The 15,736-nt window shown below is 34.7% G+C and carries 18 protein-coding genes; 8 read left to right on the top strand and 10 right to left on the bottom strand.

What is annotated here, in order from left to right; translation table 11 throughout:
- The first annotated feature begins 38 nt into the window (after positions 1 to 38).
- The 3 genes from QUF91_RS12615 (at position 39) to QUF91_RS12605 (ending at position 1,625) form a co-directional block, all read left to right on the top strand.
- Entirely contained in the window at positions 39 to 473 is a 435-nt protein-coding gene (locus QUF91_RS12615) for a hypothetical protein (RefSeq protein WP_289417997.1), read from the top strand.
- A gap of 406 nt (positions 474 to 879) precedes the next feature.
- Positions 880 to 1,185 (top strand): PadR family transcriptional regulator, encoded by a 306-nt coding sequence (locus QUF91_RS12610; RefSeq protein WP_285398617.1) that lies wholly within the window; start codon positions 880 to 882, stop codon positions 1,183 to 1,185.
- A complete protein-coding gene (locus tag QUF91_RS12605; protein WP_285398616.1) occupies positions 1,182 to 1,625 on the top strand; it encodes a hypothetical protein in 444 nt (147 codons plus the stop codon). The genes QUF91_RS12610 and QUF91_RS12605 overlap by 4 nt, the downstream gene beginning before the upstream one ends.
- A gap of 548 nt (positions 1,626 to 2,173) precedes the next feature.
- On the opposite strand, the gene QUF91_RS12600 is transcribed toward QUF91_RS12605, so the two are convergent.
- Positions 2,174 to 2,953 (bottom strand): alpha/beta fold hydrolase, encoded by a 780-nt coding sequence (locus QUF91_RS12600; RefSeq protein WP_289417996.1) that lies wholly within the window; start codon positions 2,951 to 2,953, stop codon positions 2,174 to 2,176.
- A 159-nt stretch (positions 2,954 to 3,112) separates the two neighbouring features.
- Here QUF91_RS12600 and QUF91_RS12595 point away from each other — a divergent pair, with 159 nt between their 5' ends.
- Positions 3,113 to 4,327, top strand: coding sequence for a helix-turn-helix domain-containing protein (locus QUF91_RS12595; protein WP_289417995.1), 1,215 nt, complete (start codon positions 3,113 to 3,115; stop codon positions 4,325 to 4,327).
- 232 nt (positions 4,328 to 4,559) lie between these two features.
- Here the strand turns inward: QUF91_RS12595 and QUF91_RS12590 are convergent, their stop codons facing one another.
- Complete coding sequence (locus QUF91_RS12590) at positions 4,560 to 4,973, bottom strand: hypothetical protein (RefSeq protein ID WP_285398612.1); 414 nt, start codon at positions 4,971 to 4,973, stop codon at positions 4,560 to 4,562.
- Between the two features lie 140 nt (positions 4,974 to 5,113).
- On the opposite strand from QUF91_RS12590, the gene QUF91_RS12585 reads away from it, so the two are divergent.
- A complete protein-coding gene (locus tag QUF91_RS12585; protein WP_285398610.1) occupies positions 5,114 to 5,254 on the top strand; it encodes a hypothetical protein in 141 nt (46 codons plus the stop codon).
- 96 nt (positions 5,255 to 5,350) lie between these two features.
- Here the strand turns inward: QUF91_RS12585 and QUF91_RS12580 are convergent, their stop codons facing one another.
- The 4 genes from QUF91_RS12580 to QUF91_RS12565 form a co-directional block, all read right to left on the bottom strand.
- A complete protein-coding gene (locus tag QUF91_RS12580; protein ID WP_285398627.1) occupies positions 5,351 to 5,788 on the bottom strand; it encodes a YhfM domain-containing protein in 438 nt (145 codons plus the stop codon).
- A 67-nt stretch (positions 5,789 to 5,855) separates the two neighbouring features.
- Positions 5,856 to 6,392 (bottom strand): nucleoside/nucleotide kinase family protein, encoded by a 537-nt coding sequence (locus tag QUF91_RS12575; protein WP_289417994.1) that lies wholly within the window; start codon positions 6,390 to 6,392, stop codon positions 5,856 to 5,858.
- 172 nt (positions 6,393 to 6,564) lie between these two features.
- Positions 6,565 to 6,747: a hypothetical protein gene (locus tag QUF91_RS12570; RefSeq protein ID WP_285398606.1), complete on the bottom strand. Its 183-nt coding sequence runs from the start codon at positions 6,745 to 6,747 to the stop codon at positions 6,565 to 6,567.
- Positions 6,748 to 6,917: 170 nt separating this feature from the next.
- Positions 6,918 to 7,517, bottom strand: coding sequence for a TetR/AcrR family transcriptional regulator (locus tag QUF91_RS12565; RefSeq protein WP_289417993.1), 600 nt, complete (start codon positions 7,515 to 7,517; stop codon positions 6,918 to 6,920).
- 130 nt (positions 7,518 to 7,647) lie between these two features.
- On the opposite strand from QUF91_RS12565, the gene QUF91_RS12560 reads away from it, so the two are divergent.
- The 3 genes from QUF91_RS12560 to QUF91_RS12550 all read left to right on the top strand — a co-directional run bounded on the left by QUF91_RS12560 (position 7,648) and on the right by QUF91_RS12550 (position 10,723).
- Positions 7,648 to 8,853 carry a serine hydrolase domain-containing protein gene (locus QUF91_RS12560; protein ID WP_289417992.1) on the top strand — a complete coding sequence of 402 codons (1,206 nt, stop codon included), beginning with the start codon at positions 7,648 to 7,650 and terminating at the stop codon, positions 8,851 to 8,853.
- 50 nt (positions 8,854 to 8,903) lie between these two features.
- Complete coding sequence (locus QUF91_RS12555; RefSeq protein WP_289417991.1) at positions 8,904 to 9,308, top strand: VOC family protein; 405 nt, start codon at positions 8,904 to 8,906, stop codon at positions 9,306 to 9,308.
- Between the two features lie 257 nt (positions 9,309 to 9,565).
- Positions 9,566 to 10,723 carry a Ger(x)C family spore germination protein gene (locus QUF91_RS12550; RefSeq protein ID WP_285398600.1) on the top strand — a complete coding sequence of 386 codons (1,158 nt, stop codon included), beginning with the start codon at positions 9,566 to 9,568 and terminating at the stop codon, positions 10,721 to 10,723.
- Between the two features lie 77 nt (positions 10,724 to 10,800).
- Here QUF91_RS12550 and ltrA read toward each other — a convergent pair whose 3' ends face one another.
- From ltrA to QUF91_RS12530, 4 genes are all read right to left on the bottom strand, one after another.
- On the bottom strand, positions 10,801 to 12,063 hold the full coding sequence (gene ltrA, locus QUF91_RS12545) for a group II intron reverse transcriptase/maturase (protein WP_289416808.1): 1,263 nt from the start codon (positions 12,061 to 12,063) through the stop codon (positions 10,801 to 10,803).
- Between the two features lie 591 nt (positions 12,064 to 12,654).
- Positions 12,655 to 12,951, bottom strand: a complete 297-nt coding sequence (locus tag QUF91_RS12540; RefSeq protein ID WP_285398599.1) for a YfzA family protein — start codon at positions 12,949 to 12,951, stop codon at positions 12,655 to 12,657.
- 361 nt (positions 12,952 to 13,312) lie between these two features.
- Entirely contained in the window at positions 13,313 to 14,032 is a 720-nt protein-coding gene (locus tag QUF91_RS12535; RefSeq protein WP_289417990.1) for an MBL fold metallo-hydrolase, read from the bottom strand.
- Positions 14,033 to 14,449: 417 nt separating this feature from the next.
- Positions 14,450 to 15,610 carry a DnaD domain protein gene (locus QUF91_RS12530; protein ID WP_289417989.1) on the bottom strand — a complete coding sequence of 387 codons (1,161 nt, stop codon included), beginning with the start codon at positions 15,608 to 15,610 and terminating at the stop codon, positions 14,450 to 14,452.
- Between the last annotated feature and the right edge of the window lie 126 nt (positions 15,611 to 15,736).

The raw sequence follows: 15,736 nt of genomic DNA, 5'->3' as shown, positions 1-15,736 counted from the left end.
CAACTAAATAATACACATTGAAAGGAACAAAAAATATTATGAAAAAAACAATTATCACATCATTAGCTATCCTTATATCAATAGGAGGTTTATCAACTGCATGGGCAAGTACAAAAACTGAAGACTATAAAGATGAGCTAGCGTATTTTAGAACAATTAATCCAGAAATTACAAGCTCACAAGTAGAGTCACTGATGAAACTAAGAAAACAAGTAGATGAAATTCATGAACAATCAGAGAAATTAGAACTAGAGTACGGAATCCTTGTTGATAATAAAAAAAATCCAAACAAAGAACCAAAAAATCCGGAAGATTTAACAGCAGAGCAACGTAACAAACTGTCTCAAGCAAATGATAAATTCTGGAGCGGAGAGCTGCAGTTACTAGAGGCTTCCTATAAAGCTGGTCTTGTAAAAGAAGATGACTATAAAATTGATAAGAAAAACTTCGAAGAGGCAAGAGATAACAATTAATTAAATTATCCGATTGAATAAAGCCTTGTTTAGATCTGACAAGGCTTTATTCATATTTAATTACAATAAATAAAGCGTCGATTTTTATGATAATGAAGAGATTTATTAATACTGGCTTATTTTCTTGGACTACCTACCAACTAAAGCAGATGAAAAGACTAGGCTCAAAATTGAGTACCTAGTCTTTCTTTTTCTACAGTCACATTCCTGCACCAATCATATTTGTCTCCCCTACTCAAAAATACGAAAACGAAACATTCGCTTTCTTCGCATTTTAATATGCTAGGCTTACAGATATTTTCTGAATTTAATGGGCTCATTATTGCATTATTTCCATATTACAGTTATTATTACGTTATACGTTATATCGCCAAACGTAATAAACTTTTTCAAGAGGAGGTATTGTGTGAAGAAAAAAGATAGGTTTTCAGAGCCTTCGTTGTTTATTTTGATTAGTCTGGCTGAAAAAGATTGTCATGGCTATGCAATTATGGAGGATATTGAAAAAAATTATAGTATTAAGTTAGGTGCTGGAACTTTATATGGAGCCATTACCCGTTTAGAAAAAGCCGGCTACATTCAAGTGCTTGAATCAGATGATCGTAAAAAACCTTACAGGCTAACAGATGCGGGACGTGAATATTTAAGCAACCAAATTCAAGAAATCCAAGCAATAACTACACTCGGCGCAAAAAGGCTTGGGCTTATATGAAGTGGTTAATGTATTTGTATCCAAGAAATTGGAGAAAACGATATGGCGATGAAATGAATGATCTCTTAGAACAGAAAGATTGGACATTCTTTCTGTTGATCGATTTACTGAGAGGTATAATCGATGCTTGGAAAATAGAAATCAATGAACGAGAAGTTTTTGGCATTCGCATGAGTAATGTACTATGGCTTGTCGGTTTGATAAATATACTTATTATTCTACAATACAGATCATTACAGGAGGTTATTTTAATGGAGCAAGTTGCGTTAATTATTGCTATGATATCGTTTTTCTTAGCAGTATCTATTTTCGTTGTGAATCTTTTTAAAGCTGGTTTTCAGAATGCTTTTTCCATCAAAACTAAATTATCAAAAATGTCTGTCGGATTTATGGGCTTGTATGGAGTGACTTTTACCGTATTTTTGGTATTAGCAAATTAACTAACCTATTCTAACATTAAATAAATTTTAAATTTGAGAAGTGGCTGGGACAAAACTGGCCAAAACCTAAAAAGCGCGAGAAATCAATTTAGAAACGTTGATTTCTCGCTTTTTTTGATGTTAAATTTTTTAATTCTGCCTTAAAAATATACTTATGTCATAAACGATGCAAATTATCAGTGCAATCAGATAGTGTTTCATGAAGGAGATGTCGATATTTTTCGAAAGTTGGTTGATAAATTAAAAAAGTTGGTTGATAAATCGATAAAGTCGGTCGATAACTCGATAAAGTTAGTTGATAAACAATCAAAAGTACTCGAGACAGTAAATCTCCGGAAATATACTGCTATTAACATAGTAAAAGAGAAATCAAACAGCATCGATTTCTCAGCTAGTTTTGTCCCAGTCTCTTCTTTTTATTATGCTTTGTTCGGGGTCACATTCCAAACTCGTTACATGTTTATCGATTTATTAGTTAATCCTTCAACCTGTGTCATAAGTGCGTGATCAGCATAAGGCAACACTTTTATTTGATAATCGAATCTCAATTAACGACAATCACTATCCTCGAAGTGCTCCTTGTCATTCTTTACCCTACTTAAAATATCTCTTAATATACTAATAACAACGTCTGGTTTATCAAAATGTATCGCATGCCCAGCATCTTCAACAATAATGTGTTGCTTATTTGTTGACAGATTTGCAAGCTCTTCTTGAAATTTCAGCCACATAGCCATTGATTCCTTTGTATGAAAAGGCTGGAGACCGCCTGTAACGACAATCAATGGAATATTTCCAAACGATTTATTTCGAACTTGTTCTAAGCTCTCTTCAACTTCATGAAGAGATCCTTCCAAAGTAAATTGATTATAATACGCTTCTTGAACTTCTTTTGCGAATAAAGAAGGCAATATTTTATTTTGATCCTCATGAGATGAATCTAAGAGGACTACTCCTGCGACTTCCTCTGGATATGTACTTGCAAATAATCTTATATTTAATCCCCCTAATGAGTGGCCCACTAATACATACGGAGGCTTTACATCTGCTTTTTTAAGTAATATACGTAAGTTCTCTACACTTTGTCTACTATGTCGAGGTCTGTCATCCATTTCACTTTTTCCGATTCCTGCTCTGTCATAAATAAACATCCTTGAGAATTTAGACACTTCATCTTTAATTGAATTCCAGTTTTCTAAAGTAACACCATACCCTGAATCAAAAACTAAAGGTGGACCTTCGTGATGCTCCCCTATCAATTCATAGTATAATTCAATGCCACCTATAGCTAATTTTTTTCCTGCTTCATTTTCAATAAATTCACTCATATGTAATCCCTCTATTTCCGTTTCTATCTTCCTTTTGTAAAATCCAATCTAAGGAAGTTCAATTAAATTGAACTTAATCGTAACATGTAATAATTGTCTTTTCAAGCTGAAGTTTAATATAATTGAACTTGCAAATTGAATTTCAAGGGATGTTAGAATATGAATGAGTTAGGACAACGAATCAAAAAATTAAGAATAGAAAAAGGTATGACACTTGTAGAACTAACAGGTGACAAAATGTCAAAGGGAATGCTGAGTATGATTGAAAACGGGCACGCGAACCCTTCGATGGACAGTTTAAAATTTATAGCGTGCCAGTTAGGCTGTGACCCTCAATATTTATTAGGAAATCCTACAACTGATGAGCTTAAAAATTTGTTTACTAAAATAGAGGAAGCGTTTGAAAAAAATAATGATGAACAGATAATTAGTTTGACTCAAGACATTTTTGACCGACAGTTTCCCATTTCATTGGAATCTGCTAGGATATTAGAAATTTCCGGAAGGACAGTTTTGAAGTCAGATCAAAACAATGGAGAAATATTGATAGATCGGGCAGTAACAATCTATGATCGGTTATCTCTTTATAGTCACAGTTTGGCAGCGCAAGTATACGTAGTAGAATACCATGCGAAAAATGGCGAGTATCATAATGCCCTGGAAATGTTACGAAATGTAAGAAAAGAGTATGATGAAAGAGCAACCGTGATTGATATGCTCGTTGATTTAGAAGCGAATTACGTTGAAATGGTCTTACTTTTCGGGATAGGTGAATATATATCTGGGAAGGAGAAGCTTCATCAATTAATTGAAATGTCTAAGAAAAAAATGGTCTATTATAAGATGGATAATATTTTCCGAATTGCAGCATTCCAAGCCCTTCTTCATAACAACGAAAAGGATTATGTCTATTTTATTAAGAAGTCAGAACAGTTTGCTGTTTTTAGTGAAAATGATCAGTCCTTAGCTTATACTTTGTTACTGCAAGCTCACTATCACAATCAAATACCAAAAGATTATGAACAAGCTCTTTGTTACTTAGATAAATTTGCTACAATGTTAAACGGAAACATTGGAAGTGATTTTTATTATCTTGAACAAGGGAAAGCTTTATTAGGAAAAGGACAGCTAAATGAAGCCTTAGAAGCGTTTGAGCAATTTAAGATGCCGAGCTCAAATAGTTACCCGCTTGAATTATGTATTCTTTACACTGCGTATTCTTATAGAGCCATTTGTCTTATGCAACTTGGAAAAGTAGAGGAAGCTCTTATTTATGCGCAAAGAGCAGCTAGCAAAATAGATACACTACCCCAAACGCATTACCAAGATTTTATTAAAAACACCATTGAGTTAGTAAATAAAACGGTAAAATAACGACTTGTCGTTTTATTCCAGAACAAAAATTCTTCTCTTAGAGACCAGGTCAATCACAAATACTTGTGAAACCTGGTCTTTATTTAATGATTTTTACAAGTCTAGCTTTATTGCCCCTGCTTTCGATACATCCATACCATCAGCAATCCTTTGCTCAAATAAATATCCATAATTTGCCCTTCTCAATTACTCTCACAGTTCATATTGGACACACCGAAATAGCTCATCCCTTTTAGTAGCGTTTATTAAAGATAGGTCGTTCAAGTTTCTCTATAAGATAATGTTCCAATGCAGATATGAAATACCATTGTTCTATATCATTGAATATATATACAGCAATTTCCGTGCTATTATCCTTAATCACTTTATCCCATTCTTCATCACCAAAAGCGTTAATTTGGTTTAAAATTCTGGACCTTAATCCAACTGCAGGAAGCGCTCTGCCTACGTACTTAACGATATCTTTTTGTATAAAGTAGTATATTCCACATTCTTTTTTTAACTGATCTGTAAAGTTGTTATCGTTTCTAACATTTTCTAATGTTTCTTTTCTGTACGTGATTTCAAGACCATTATTAATTTTTGAAGAAAACAAATTCACGAAATTTTGTACATTTCTATCAGAAAATGTTTTTTTAACAATCATTCTTTTCTCCCCGCTTCATCTTCTGTGTATTATTTGGATAAAAATTCACTTTAAGCCCTAACGATGCAGCTGTTTGTAAAATTGTTCTAATAGATCCCATATGTTGTAATTCCTAGTAATCAAGAGTAGGAGGCTTTGCTTTGATCATTACTGCACTTATCATTATTTCTTTTACAGTGATTGCGTTAGCCTTTATTGTTGCATGGGTATTTGTGGCCAGCAAAGGAACTAAAAAAAAGGAACTAGAAAAAAGAATCGAAGAACTTGAAAGAAGTAAGTAATCCTATTAAAAATACATAATGCGGTAATACGATGGACATATTACCGCCAATGCTATTGCGAAATGCAAAATAAAAGACATCTTCGAGCTCCAATAATTATTTGAGGTCAGCTAATTTTTCACCAGTAAGTATTGCAAAGAGTTCTTCTGACTTCTTCTCGTCTAATTGACTATGTTTATTTTCAGCATCTATTGCGAGCTCCACTTTATCTTTATTTGGACTTATCCAAAGTTCATATAATACCGCCTTTGCTTCTATTTCTGGATTTTTAAATTGGAAAACAAATCTGTAATCAGCTGGACGCGCCCTATCTACTTTTGCATTTTCCCAATCAATATCATCTACTATCTCTTGCACCTTTTGAACTTGCTCATTATCAGTGATTTCTTTGAAGTCTTCATAATTACTTTCATCCCCAATACGCTTTTGAACTTCTATCTTTTGCTCTTCATTTCTAATGTCTGAACAACCTGTTATAAGAATCAACATTATCCCAATAAAAGTAATTAAATATTTGAAATTTTTCAAAGGCATCTCCCCCTTTATTGTTTTATGTAACCTTAATTCCAACAACAAGCTTTTAACACCACGGCCTTTTTAGTTAAAATTCATTTGCTATCAGACTAATTATTTTCTGAATAATAGCTTCTTGCGATAATCTACCATCTATTATGTAATCACAATTAGGTTTTAAAGATTTTTCAGCTTCTAAATAAGCATTTCTACCACTATCTATATAGTGCTCACATTCATCTATAGCATCGGTTATTGAATTTGAATCCCTAATTATTCTTCTCGCCAGAGCGATATCTAGCGGTGTATCGACATAAAAAGATGTATCTATGAATCCTTTTAATTGATGATTGAGATATGAAAATGGATAGTCCAAAATGATATATTCTACATTAGCGTCCTTTTGTAATTCTTTTAGATCCTTAACCAAAGGACTTATATCCCATTCATCATAGTCCGCCCCTTTTTCAACCCATTTACAAATATCATCGGGTCCTTCAAAATCATAATCATCAAAATGAAGTGACTCTGCATTCTTCAGTAGTTTCGTAAGTTCTTTAGCAATAGTTGTCTTTCCTCCACCAGATATTGCAGCAATTGATATAATTTTTTGCTTTATCACCATTTTCCCCCCTCCTCAACTCATTACTATATTTTTACATATTTAAAGATTTACTGCAATTACGATGAATATCTTGAGATAAAGAAGAAAATCCTCCATGTACTTGAAGCCAACTTCCAATTTAAATAACCACAACCCAAAGATTGTGGTAGTAAATTTTATGCGTTCTATCTTATTATTTATTACGTTTCGAAGAAGTGTTATCGTTGCATTGTTTTTCTTTACTTGAATTGTTCTTTTGTTCTTTTGTTAGATCATTTTCTTCACGTACATCTAAATCATCAGGGCTTAAATCTGACCCAAGTTCTACTTGATCTAGTTCACTGTTATTACGCTTTTCTTTTGTCAAAATTATCACCTCCGATTTATAAATTATCCATTTTGGTGTAATTTATACTTGTAAGAAAATAAGCAAACTGTTACGTTATTTCCTCGGTAATAAGCTATTCTGCTATCATTTGAGCAGATACGCTTCATTTTAAGTGAATTGAGCACTGGTCGTTTGTGTCTATCAGTTGTTCTTTCCATTCAACTATTTTTTCTTGTTAAATCGTTGGATAAACTTTCAATCATTTTTTTCATGGTCTTTAAAAAAGTTTGTTCACCAATTTCTTGTCGATGTAAAGGTAACAGCATAATCATTCTAAAAAGACCAATTACAATTTCAGGATCCTCTTCAGTAACCCCTTTTTCCTGTAGAAATTTAACAAACTCTAATGAACTCTCTAAATCTTCCTTAGCATGTTCGTCGATAAGTTCCTTCGGGAGTCTCTTCACTATTTTCTCGTATTCCCCTCTTTGATAAAGATTTTGTAAAAATTCATTTTCCTCGATAGCTTTAAAAGAAATTTCAAAAAATCTCATTAACAGTTCTTTTGGTGGTAAAGATTCACTCATAACCTCAGAAATGATTTTATTTTTTATTTCTTCTTCTCTTCGCAACACGGCATAAAATAATTCTTCTTTTGAAGGATAGTATGAATAAAAAGAACCTTTTGCAATCCCACACGCATTTACAATGTCATCAATACTTGTTTTAGAAAAACCATACTGAATAAATAATTCTTTACTCTTATTGAGTAGTGTTTCATGTATTTTCATCCTCTGTTCAGCTGAAATTCTTGCCATCATAACGCCACCTTTTTATTTGACTATTTGTTGATTTTTAGTCATATATCTGTTAAGTTAATTTTATTAAATTTATCCTTTTTTGTAAAGGTATTGACTTGAGATGGTATATTCAGAAGGAGAAAACAATATGAGAATAAGAAAAAATATCCCAATTCACGGTTTTGTTGCACCAGGTTTTGAAAAAGTGAGGGAAGAATTTGTTAAAAATTTTACTGACCGAGGAGAAGTTGGAGCAGCCTTTTCTGTTTATATAAATAACGAACCTGTCGTTGACTTATGGGGAGGATATCGAGATCGGAAATCTTGTACCGAATGGGAGACAGACACATTAGTTCAAGTCTTTTCAGCTACTAAAGGATTTGCTGCATTAGCTTTAAGTCTAGCACATTCAAAAGGTTACATTGATTACGATGAAACAGTTTGTACATATTGGCCAGAATTTGCTCAGAATGGAAAAGAGAAAATTACAGTTAGACAACTTCTTGCACATCAAGCTGGTTTATCCACTCTCGATGAGCTTAAAATTGAACATATAGAAGACCTAGATACTTCATGTCTTGCACATTCCCTTGCTGCACGTAAACCAGATTGGGAGGTTGGAAAATTTCATGGTTATCATGCATGGACAATAGGGACATTGATTGCAGAACTCATTAAAAGGACGGATCCAAAACACCGTACCTTAATAGATTTTTTTAACGAAGAAATAGCTAAACCACTAAATGCAGAATTTTATATTGGTTTGCCTGCTGACATCTCCAAAGATAGAATAACAACTATTGAAGGCATAAATCATCCTATACAATTACTTAAAGGGATTACTAAATTGCCACCAAAAATGTTACTTGGATTTTTAAATTCTAAGTCACTAGTAGCGCGAAGTTTAGTGGATCCTAAAAAGTTTGTTGCTAATGATAATTTTAATCATCGTCCTATACTATCTATTGAATTTCCTTCAGGTAATGGCGTTGGCCAAGTAAGAGGAATGGCTAAAATCTATGGTGCATTTGCGAGTGGGGCAAAAATACTAGGATTAGATTCTTTCACTTTGAATGAATTAAGAAAGAGCGCTACTCCCCCAATAGAAGGTTTTTATGACCATGTAAATTGTATAAATATCGCTTACTCTTTAGGGTTTTGGAAACACTTTTCGGCTATGCAATTTGGTCAAAGTGAGAGCTCTTTTGGACATCCTGGAGCTGGAGGCTCGTTCTGCTTTGCTGATCCAGACGAGAGATTAGGTTATGCTTACGCAATGAATAAACATGGATTTGGCATGGCTAATGAACCAAGAGAACTTGCTCTAAGGAATGCGTTATATAGTTGTCTTTAATGTTAGTTAAATATTATACTATCCTAGCAAATAAAAGGAGATTTAAATTTATGGTTAGAAAATATGTGCATCACATATGTATACAAACCAATACATATGCTGAGTCTTTAAATTTTTATACGGAAGTATTAGGGTTTGAGCTAGTCCAAGAGTCACCAAATTTCCACGATAGACATTTTAACACTTGGTTAAAACTCGGTACCTTTTATATTGAACTCCAAACAGGTAAATATAATGAAAAACTTGAGGCATGTAATTCAAATGGTCAAGGCATTGTACATTTCTGTTTATGGGTTGACGATCTTAGTGAAGAGGTAGATCGACTAAAGGGTATGAATGTTACTTTTATATACAAAAAAGATGACATTATTTATAAGGTTGAAAATGGCCAGCTATGTAAGTTAAAAGCACCAGAAGGAACGATTATAGAAATTCGCGATAATAAAGGAATTTAATCACTTCACGAAATCCCTACTTTTTTCCATCGCGAGTTATTCCCCGCAAGAGAACGAATAAATGGTCAAGGAAATCACTCTCATTTCCTTGACCATTTTTTCAACACTAGGTAGTGAGTCCTTGTCTGTATTATTGTAGTTTCCCTAAGTTTTTCACTGCTTATAATCCTCTCATTTTTTGTCCAAGCTAAAAGTGTATCAAACAAACCCCTTTGCCCTCAAAATTACACAAGAATTTCTAAAAGTAGGGATCAAAAATGAAGAAAAAAATTGTATTAATAGTAAGTTTAACAGCTGTACTATTACTATCTGGATGTTGGGATGTTACTGAACCACAAAGAATGTACTATGTTGACGGTATTGGTGTCGATTTTAAAGATGGTCAATATGAAATATATATGCAGATCATTAACTTTGCTAATGTTGCTAAATCTGAAGCGCCTAGTCCTCAGACTGCCCAGGCAGAGATTGGATTTGCTAAAGGAAAAACGATGGAAGAAGCATTTTTCAAATTATATCGCTCCATCGACCAAAAAATTTTTTGGGGACATATGAACTACCTTATTTTCTCTGAGGATGCCTTGAAAAATGAAAATGCAATTTCTACTGTTGATAGTTTTATACGTCATCGGGAAACAAGATATCAAATATTGACATATTGTACACAGGACCCTATTAAAGATATTCTTCTAATTACTCCCATGTTAAATAAATCGATAACAGCTTCAAAACTAAGTAATCCATTGTATACAAAAGAGCTAGAAACTTTTGTAGAGCCCGTTGATTTACGAAACCTCGTTCTCAACTTAAATGAACCGAGTCATGAAGTTAATATTCCATTCGTCACAATTAATAAAAACTGGGAAACTGCCAACAAACCAACAAAGGCAACCGCTTTAACAGGCGTTGGCTTACTTTCAAAGGATGGTTTTAAAGGCATTGTTAAGGATGAGGCTGCAAAAGGTATCCAATGGATGTATCATAAAAAAACTCGAGGAGACGTAACTTTTAAATTAGAAAATAAAGAAAAAGAATACTTAACAGTCGATTTAGAAAAATTAAGTACAGATATTAAACCAATTGTAAAAAACAATGAAGTGACATTTGAAGCTGATATAAAATTTAATGCGATTATCAATGGTTTCAAAGGAAAAGTATCGACCGACGAAATAAAAAAAGGCATAATTAAAGCAATTAAAAAAGATATAAAAACATCATATGAAGAGGGTTTAAAATTAGATGTTGATATTTACCGCTTATCTGAGCATCTATATCGAAAAAACGTCAAGGCTTGGAAAAAAATAGAGAAAGATGGCAAGATACCATTGTCTGCAGATTCACTTAGTAAAATAAACGTTACCGTAAATAAAGTGAATTCTGGTCGTAAATCATTTGCCGAAACAATTAAAGAATAACTAATCGAGTAGGAGGGAGTGATTAACTCCCGACCTCTCCAACCACCGTACGTACGGATCCGTATACGGCGGTTCAATTAAGATGAATAACGCAAGATTTCATAACGAGCTTGCAGACTTTTGAGCCCTTGGTTACTCCAATAAGAGTTATCAAGGGTTCTGTGTAATATTGGACTTTTCGAGATACGCCAGTAACTCTTGCGAGTATTGCCCCATTCGTAAGCCTTCCAGTCTGGAACTCCTAAACGAATGAGGTTGCACACTTTCGTACGAGGCTTTTTCCAATTCTTCCATAAACACATGCGAAGTCTTCTTCTAATCCATCCATCCAGTGATTCAAATATTGATTTCGTATCCGCTAATGCAAAGTAGCCACACCACCCAATTAAATATTGATTCAATTGTTGAATTCGGTACTCCATTGGAAATGGCTTCTTTCTAGCTGTTAATTCCCGAATTTTGTTCTTCATTCGCTTTATGCTCTCTTTCGCAATTCGAACTTGTGGTTCTTTGCGGGAGGTAAAGCTAAATCCTAGGAATTTACGTTGCCAAGGACGAGCCACTGCGGATTTCTTCTCATTTATTTTCAATCGTAGCGTCTTCTCAATAAAGGTTTTGATACTTGCCATCACTCGTTCTCCTGCTCGTTTTGTTTTCACATAAATATTGCAGTCATCGGCGTAACGGACAAATTTATGACCACGTTTCTCTAATTCTTTGTCTAATTCATCCAGCACAATATTTGAGAGAAGTGGACTCAGTGGGCCCCCTTGGGGTGTTCCTTCATCTGTATCATAAACGACACCATTTATCATGACACCCGATTGTAAGTATCTACGAATCAGCTTGAGTAGAGGTTTATCAGAAATTTTCTTCGCTAATGTACTCATTAGACGGTCATGGTTTACTTTGTCGAAGAATTTCTCTAAGTCCATATCTACTACCCAGCGGTATCCTTCTTTTATATGACCTTTGGCTTCTCGGATTGCATCGTGAGCACTTCGTTTTGGTCGAAATCCGTAACTATGATTCGAGAAGTTCGGGTCATATAGGTTGGATAGCACTTGGGCAATCGCCTGTTGAATGAGTCGGTCTGTCACGGTTGGGATTCCTAATAGTCGCACACCGCCGTCAGGTTTCGGGATTTCGATTCTGCGAACTGGTTGTGGTTGGTAGGTTCCCTCAAGAATTTGCTTCTTAATCGTTAGCCAGTTTTCGACTACATGCTGTCGTAGGAATTTTACGGGCATTTTGTCTACTCCATGACTCCCTTTGTTTCGTTCCACCCGTTTGAGTGCGAGAAGCAGATTCTCCCGTGATAATATTTGATTCATTAGCATCTCGTTCGACTCCTCCGTGAATAGCTTGTCTTCTTATAACAGTTTCTACTGCACCCGCTCAATGTCCCTCATGGGATTCACCATTACCTCCATTAAGTCGGTCCTTCTGGATTTTCTGTGTTTACCATAGAAAACTGCATGCCAAGGGCTATTCTCTCCGAATTGTTCGGTCCTTCCCATTCATTCTAGAAGTGAATGGTACTATGACCTCTGCTGACTTCTGATGGTTCAGCTACCTATCGCTAAGTAGGTTACAAAGTGTACTTTGCGTTTCCATCAGACCTCCCCGGGTAAGCGCATGCACTTTCACACCATCTATCCGCCTCATTTACTCGATATGACCTTCGACAGAAAGGACTTTGTGTTGTTATGCACACTCATCCAATCATACCTAGCCTTATATGAGATTCGTGTTCCTCGGACCGGTGTTTTGCCTCCAGCTTCCTTCAGATTCCGCGTCGCCACGGACACCCTTGCTCTTGGCTAACCTCTACTTCTGTCTTCGGGGTTCGGGACTTGCACCCTATAGTTCATACGCATGCCGGGCGCACATACAATAAAATCCCTCAAGTATGAGGGATTTTATTTATTTTATTTTCTAGAAAAGATATCTTTTACGGCACCTATTATTGTACTTGGAAGTAATGTAATAGCAAAGAATGCAGTGAACAGATTAAATTGGGGGGTATTATATGGAGTAAACCATTCTACAAAAAGTTCTGAATTAGAAATTCTCCCAAATAATGATCCTTCGTTAAATTTTCTGAATAGTGGCCATGAATAAGTTTCACAAAGGAAAAAGAATAATAGCAACACAAGAAATGCTCCCAAAGTCTTCATCCAATCTCGATTTCGAATAGGACGATCTTTTTTTATTGTATCTGCCATTTTGACTAACTCCCCTTCTATTTATCCAAGTGCTACAATACCCTAAAACGCATATTGTATATATACTTTATAAACAATATACACTATTATTCATTGCTCATCAATACCTAAATTTATAAAATTTGGATATAAACACACCCTATAATTATTACTTTTTCATTTATGGTATGGATACTTTGAATTAACATTACATAATAAAAAACCAAGTTCAAAATTAATTGAAACTTGGTCATATATGCTTTTTCCTTATTTCATTGAATTAATTATTTACCATACCTTCTACTGAAATAGTTTCATCACTTTCTGCATCTACACTAAAAATGTATCGAAAAAACTCTTCCCCCATCGTTAGAACAAGGAACTAAAATTCATTGTTCACAACATTAAATCCTAACGTTTCAGCTTCTTGTCGGTCAAAGCCTTCATCTAAATGCATACACCAAAATGTGGAACGTATATCACGACTAACTAATTCACTAAGTTTTCGTAATGACAAATGCACATTGCCTTCATAATCTGCTTTACAAGTATCTACGTAAACATAATCATATACCTTCGTCGCCTCATGTGGATTTAGTAAAGATGATTTTAGACTATTTGTATCTCCTGTATAATAAATAAGCTTGTCATCAATATATAATTCAATTGAATAAGAAGGGATCTCTTCAACATGACTAGATTTTTCAAATAGTACTTTACAGAAATTAAGTGTGTACACGGTATCTGAATGAAATTTTTTTGTTATGCAATGACGGTCTGGAATAACACCATTGATGACCAACAACTCATCAATTTTCACATCATGTACGGAATAAACAGTTACATTAGATTTTGCCAATTCTCCATGACAATAATAACTATAAAAAATAAAATCAGCGAGGCTACCTACGTGGTCTGCATGAGTGTGCGTTACCAATACATGGATGTGTTCGATACCTTCCAGTATATTATTTTCTTTAATTCGGTGAAAAATATTGCTGCCACAATCAATCAGTAACATCTGATTACCTACTTTATAATAAGCAGAATTATTACCTAATTTCGTATTAAATGCGCTTCCAGAGCCTATAAATTTCAACATGAAGTTATCTCTCCATCTTTTGATTTATTTTATTTCTTCCCCTAATTTACAATATTAGAAAATTACCGACAACATTTTTTATCTTTATAATATCATTTTACATCGATGTGATAGAGGAACTCGCTCAAACGTTATGAGTAAGCCCCTTTTTTGATTAAACACTTGCAAACTCGGATCAAATTCTTATTAAATTTCTCCTTAATATTGTTTGGTAACTCATCCACATTCATTATTTTTGAATCACTCGTGTAACCTTCTAAATTCTATAAACACGGACGATTTTTCCTTGTTTAAAAGGTTTATATCCAAAAAAAGTACAACCTTTTCTCTTATTACTATCTATTTTTGCTCTTCCTTAAATTTCGGGACATGTCAGTTATCTGACAAAATTGTCATCTTGAAATGGGCGGCTTTTATCTACACCTTTGCACTCCTGGTCACTTCCCTTAATGTTTCCAATATTTTTTGACGTTCAGCTTCAAAATCAATAGCTTGCGCCGATTCTGTATCATCGTTATTTTCATGGCGCTGATGGAACCATTCAGGAACAACTTCCTGACGCCCTTGTTGATCAGATCGAATAGAATGATGTTGTTGTTGTTTTTTTTGAGTTGCAAATCGAAGTCGACCCGCTTCTACCTCCTCGATCGTTTTATACTTCTTGTTAGTCCAATCATGTAAAATTTTGTTAACATAATTCCAGCGGACTACATTATTTTCTACAGCTAGTTTCATAGCATGAATTACAAGATCTTCCGAAAGATCATCAATCCAATGACCGATTTTGTATGCTACATGAGAAGCTAGAGCACCAAAGCCATTTTGCTCATAAAACTGGAATGCCGTTTGAGTTTTCGGAAGATTTTCTGCTGAGCAGTGTCTCCTTTCATCATTGTTCTTATTATTTAGTAAATTATTATTTAGTGATTTATTAATTAGTAGTGACGGATTTTCCGTTAGCGGGTTTTCCGTCAGTGGACTTTCCGTCAACGGGTTTTCCTTCTGCGGACTTTCCATCAACGGGTTTTCCTTCTGCGGACTTTCCATCAACGGGTTTTCCTTCTGCGGACTTTCCATCAACGGGTTTTCCTTCTGCGGACTTTCCATCAACGGGTTTTCCTTCTGCGGACTTTCCGTCAACGGGTTTTCCTTCTGCGGGCTTTCCGCCAACGGGTTTTCCTTCTGCGGACTTTCCATCAACGGGCTTTTCGTCTGTGGACTTTCCGTCTGCGGGTTTTCCGTCGACGATTTATCCGTTACCAGATTTTCAGTAAGCGGTGCAGCTGATGGTGCTTCGAACACTAAGAGATCCATTTTGCAAAACTTTCCAAGGTTTGTTCTGCCCTGCTCCTTTTGAATATAGCCAGCATACGTTAGCTCTCTGATAATGTTAGCCGTTGTATCTCGACCACACTTACTACGAATGGCTAAATCAGAAATAGAAAATAACCAGTCATTTGGCAATGACAACATATAAGCAAGCAATCCTTTTGCTCTCCAACTTAAACGAGTGTCATTCAAAAATCCTTTATCCAACACAACATAGTTATCTTTTTTTTGAACTCTAAATATTACCATGATGCCCCTCCTTTTTGCCTTTGAGATAAATTGACAATTGCGTGTCAACCAATCACATAATTTAGCAATTCCTCTTTATTAACTTATATACAGGTTTTTACAACGATAAGGGACAATGCTTAACTA

This window comes from Lysinibacillus sp. G4S2, from assembly GCF_030348505.1.
GTDB lineage: Bacteria > Bacillota > Bacilli > Bacillales_A > Planococcaceae > Lysinibacillus.
Note: the sequence above shows the minus strand (reverse complement) of the source record. Positions and strands in the feature narration are given on the sequence as shown.

Excerpts from the sequence above, each read along its gene's own strand:
- QUF91_RS12615 (WP_289417997.1), top strand. The coding sequence starts at position 39 with ATGAAAAAAACAATTATCACATCATTAGCTATCCTTATATCAATAGGA.
- QUF91_RS12605 (WP_285398616.1), top strand. The coding sequence starts at position 1,182 with ATGAAGTGGTTAATGTATTTGTATCCAAGAAATTGGAGAAAACGATAT.
- QUF91_RS12600 (WP_289417996.1), bottom strand. The coding sequence starts at position 2,953 with ATGAGTGAATTTATTGAAAATGAAGCAGGAAAAAAATTAGCTATAGGT.
- QUF91_RS12595 (WP_289417995.1), top strand. The coding sequence starts at position 3,113 with ATGAATGAGTTAGGACAACGAATCAAAAAATTAAGAATAGAAAAAGGT.
- QUF91_RS12590 (WP_285398612.1), bottom strand. The coding sequence starts at position 4,973 with ATGATTGTTAAAAAAACATTTTCTGATAGAAATGTACAAAATTTCGTG.
- QUF91_RS12580 (WP_285398627.1), bottom strand. The coding sequence starts at position 5,788 with ATGCCTTTGAAAAATTTCAAATATTTAATTACTTTTATTGGGATAATG.
- QUF91_RS12575 (WP_289417994.1), bottom strand. The coding sequence starts at position 6,392 with ATGGTGATAAAGCAAAAAATTATATCAATTGCTGCAATATCTGGTGGA.
- QUF91_RS12565 (WP_289417993.1), bottom strand. The coding sequence starts at position 7,517 with ATGGCAAGAATTTCAGCTGAACAGAGGATGAAAATACATGAAACACTA.
- QUF91_RS12560 (WP_289417992.1), top strand. The coding sequence starts at position 7,648 with ATGAGAATAAGAAAAAATATCCCAATTCACGGTTTTGTTGCACCAGGT.
- QUF91_RS12555 (WP_289417991.1), top strand. The coding sequence starts at position 8,904 with ATGGTTAGAAAATATGTGCATCACATATGTATACAAACCAATACATAT.
- QUF91_RS12550 (WP_285398600.1), top strand. The coding sequence starts at position 9,566 with ATGAAGAAAAAAATTGTATTAATAGTAAGTTTAACAGCTGTACTATTA.
- ltrA (WP_289416808.1), bottom strand. The coding sequence starts at position 12,063 with ATGCTAATGAATCAAATATTATCACGGGAGAATCTGCTTCTCGCACTC.
- QUF91_RS12540 (WP_285398599.1), bottom strand. The coding sequence starts at position 12,951 with ATGGCAGATACAATAAAAAAAGATCGTCCTATTCGAAATCGAGATTGG.
- QUF91_RS12535 (WP_289417990.1), bottom strand. The coding sequence starts at position 14,032 with ATGTTGAAATTTATAGGCTCTGGAAGCGCATTTAATACGAAATTAGGT.
- QUF91_RS12530 (WP_289417989.1), bottom strand. The coding sequence starts at position 15,610 with ATGGTAATATTTAGAGTTCAAAAAAAAGATAACTATGTTGTGTTGGAT.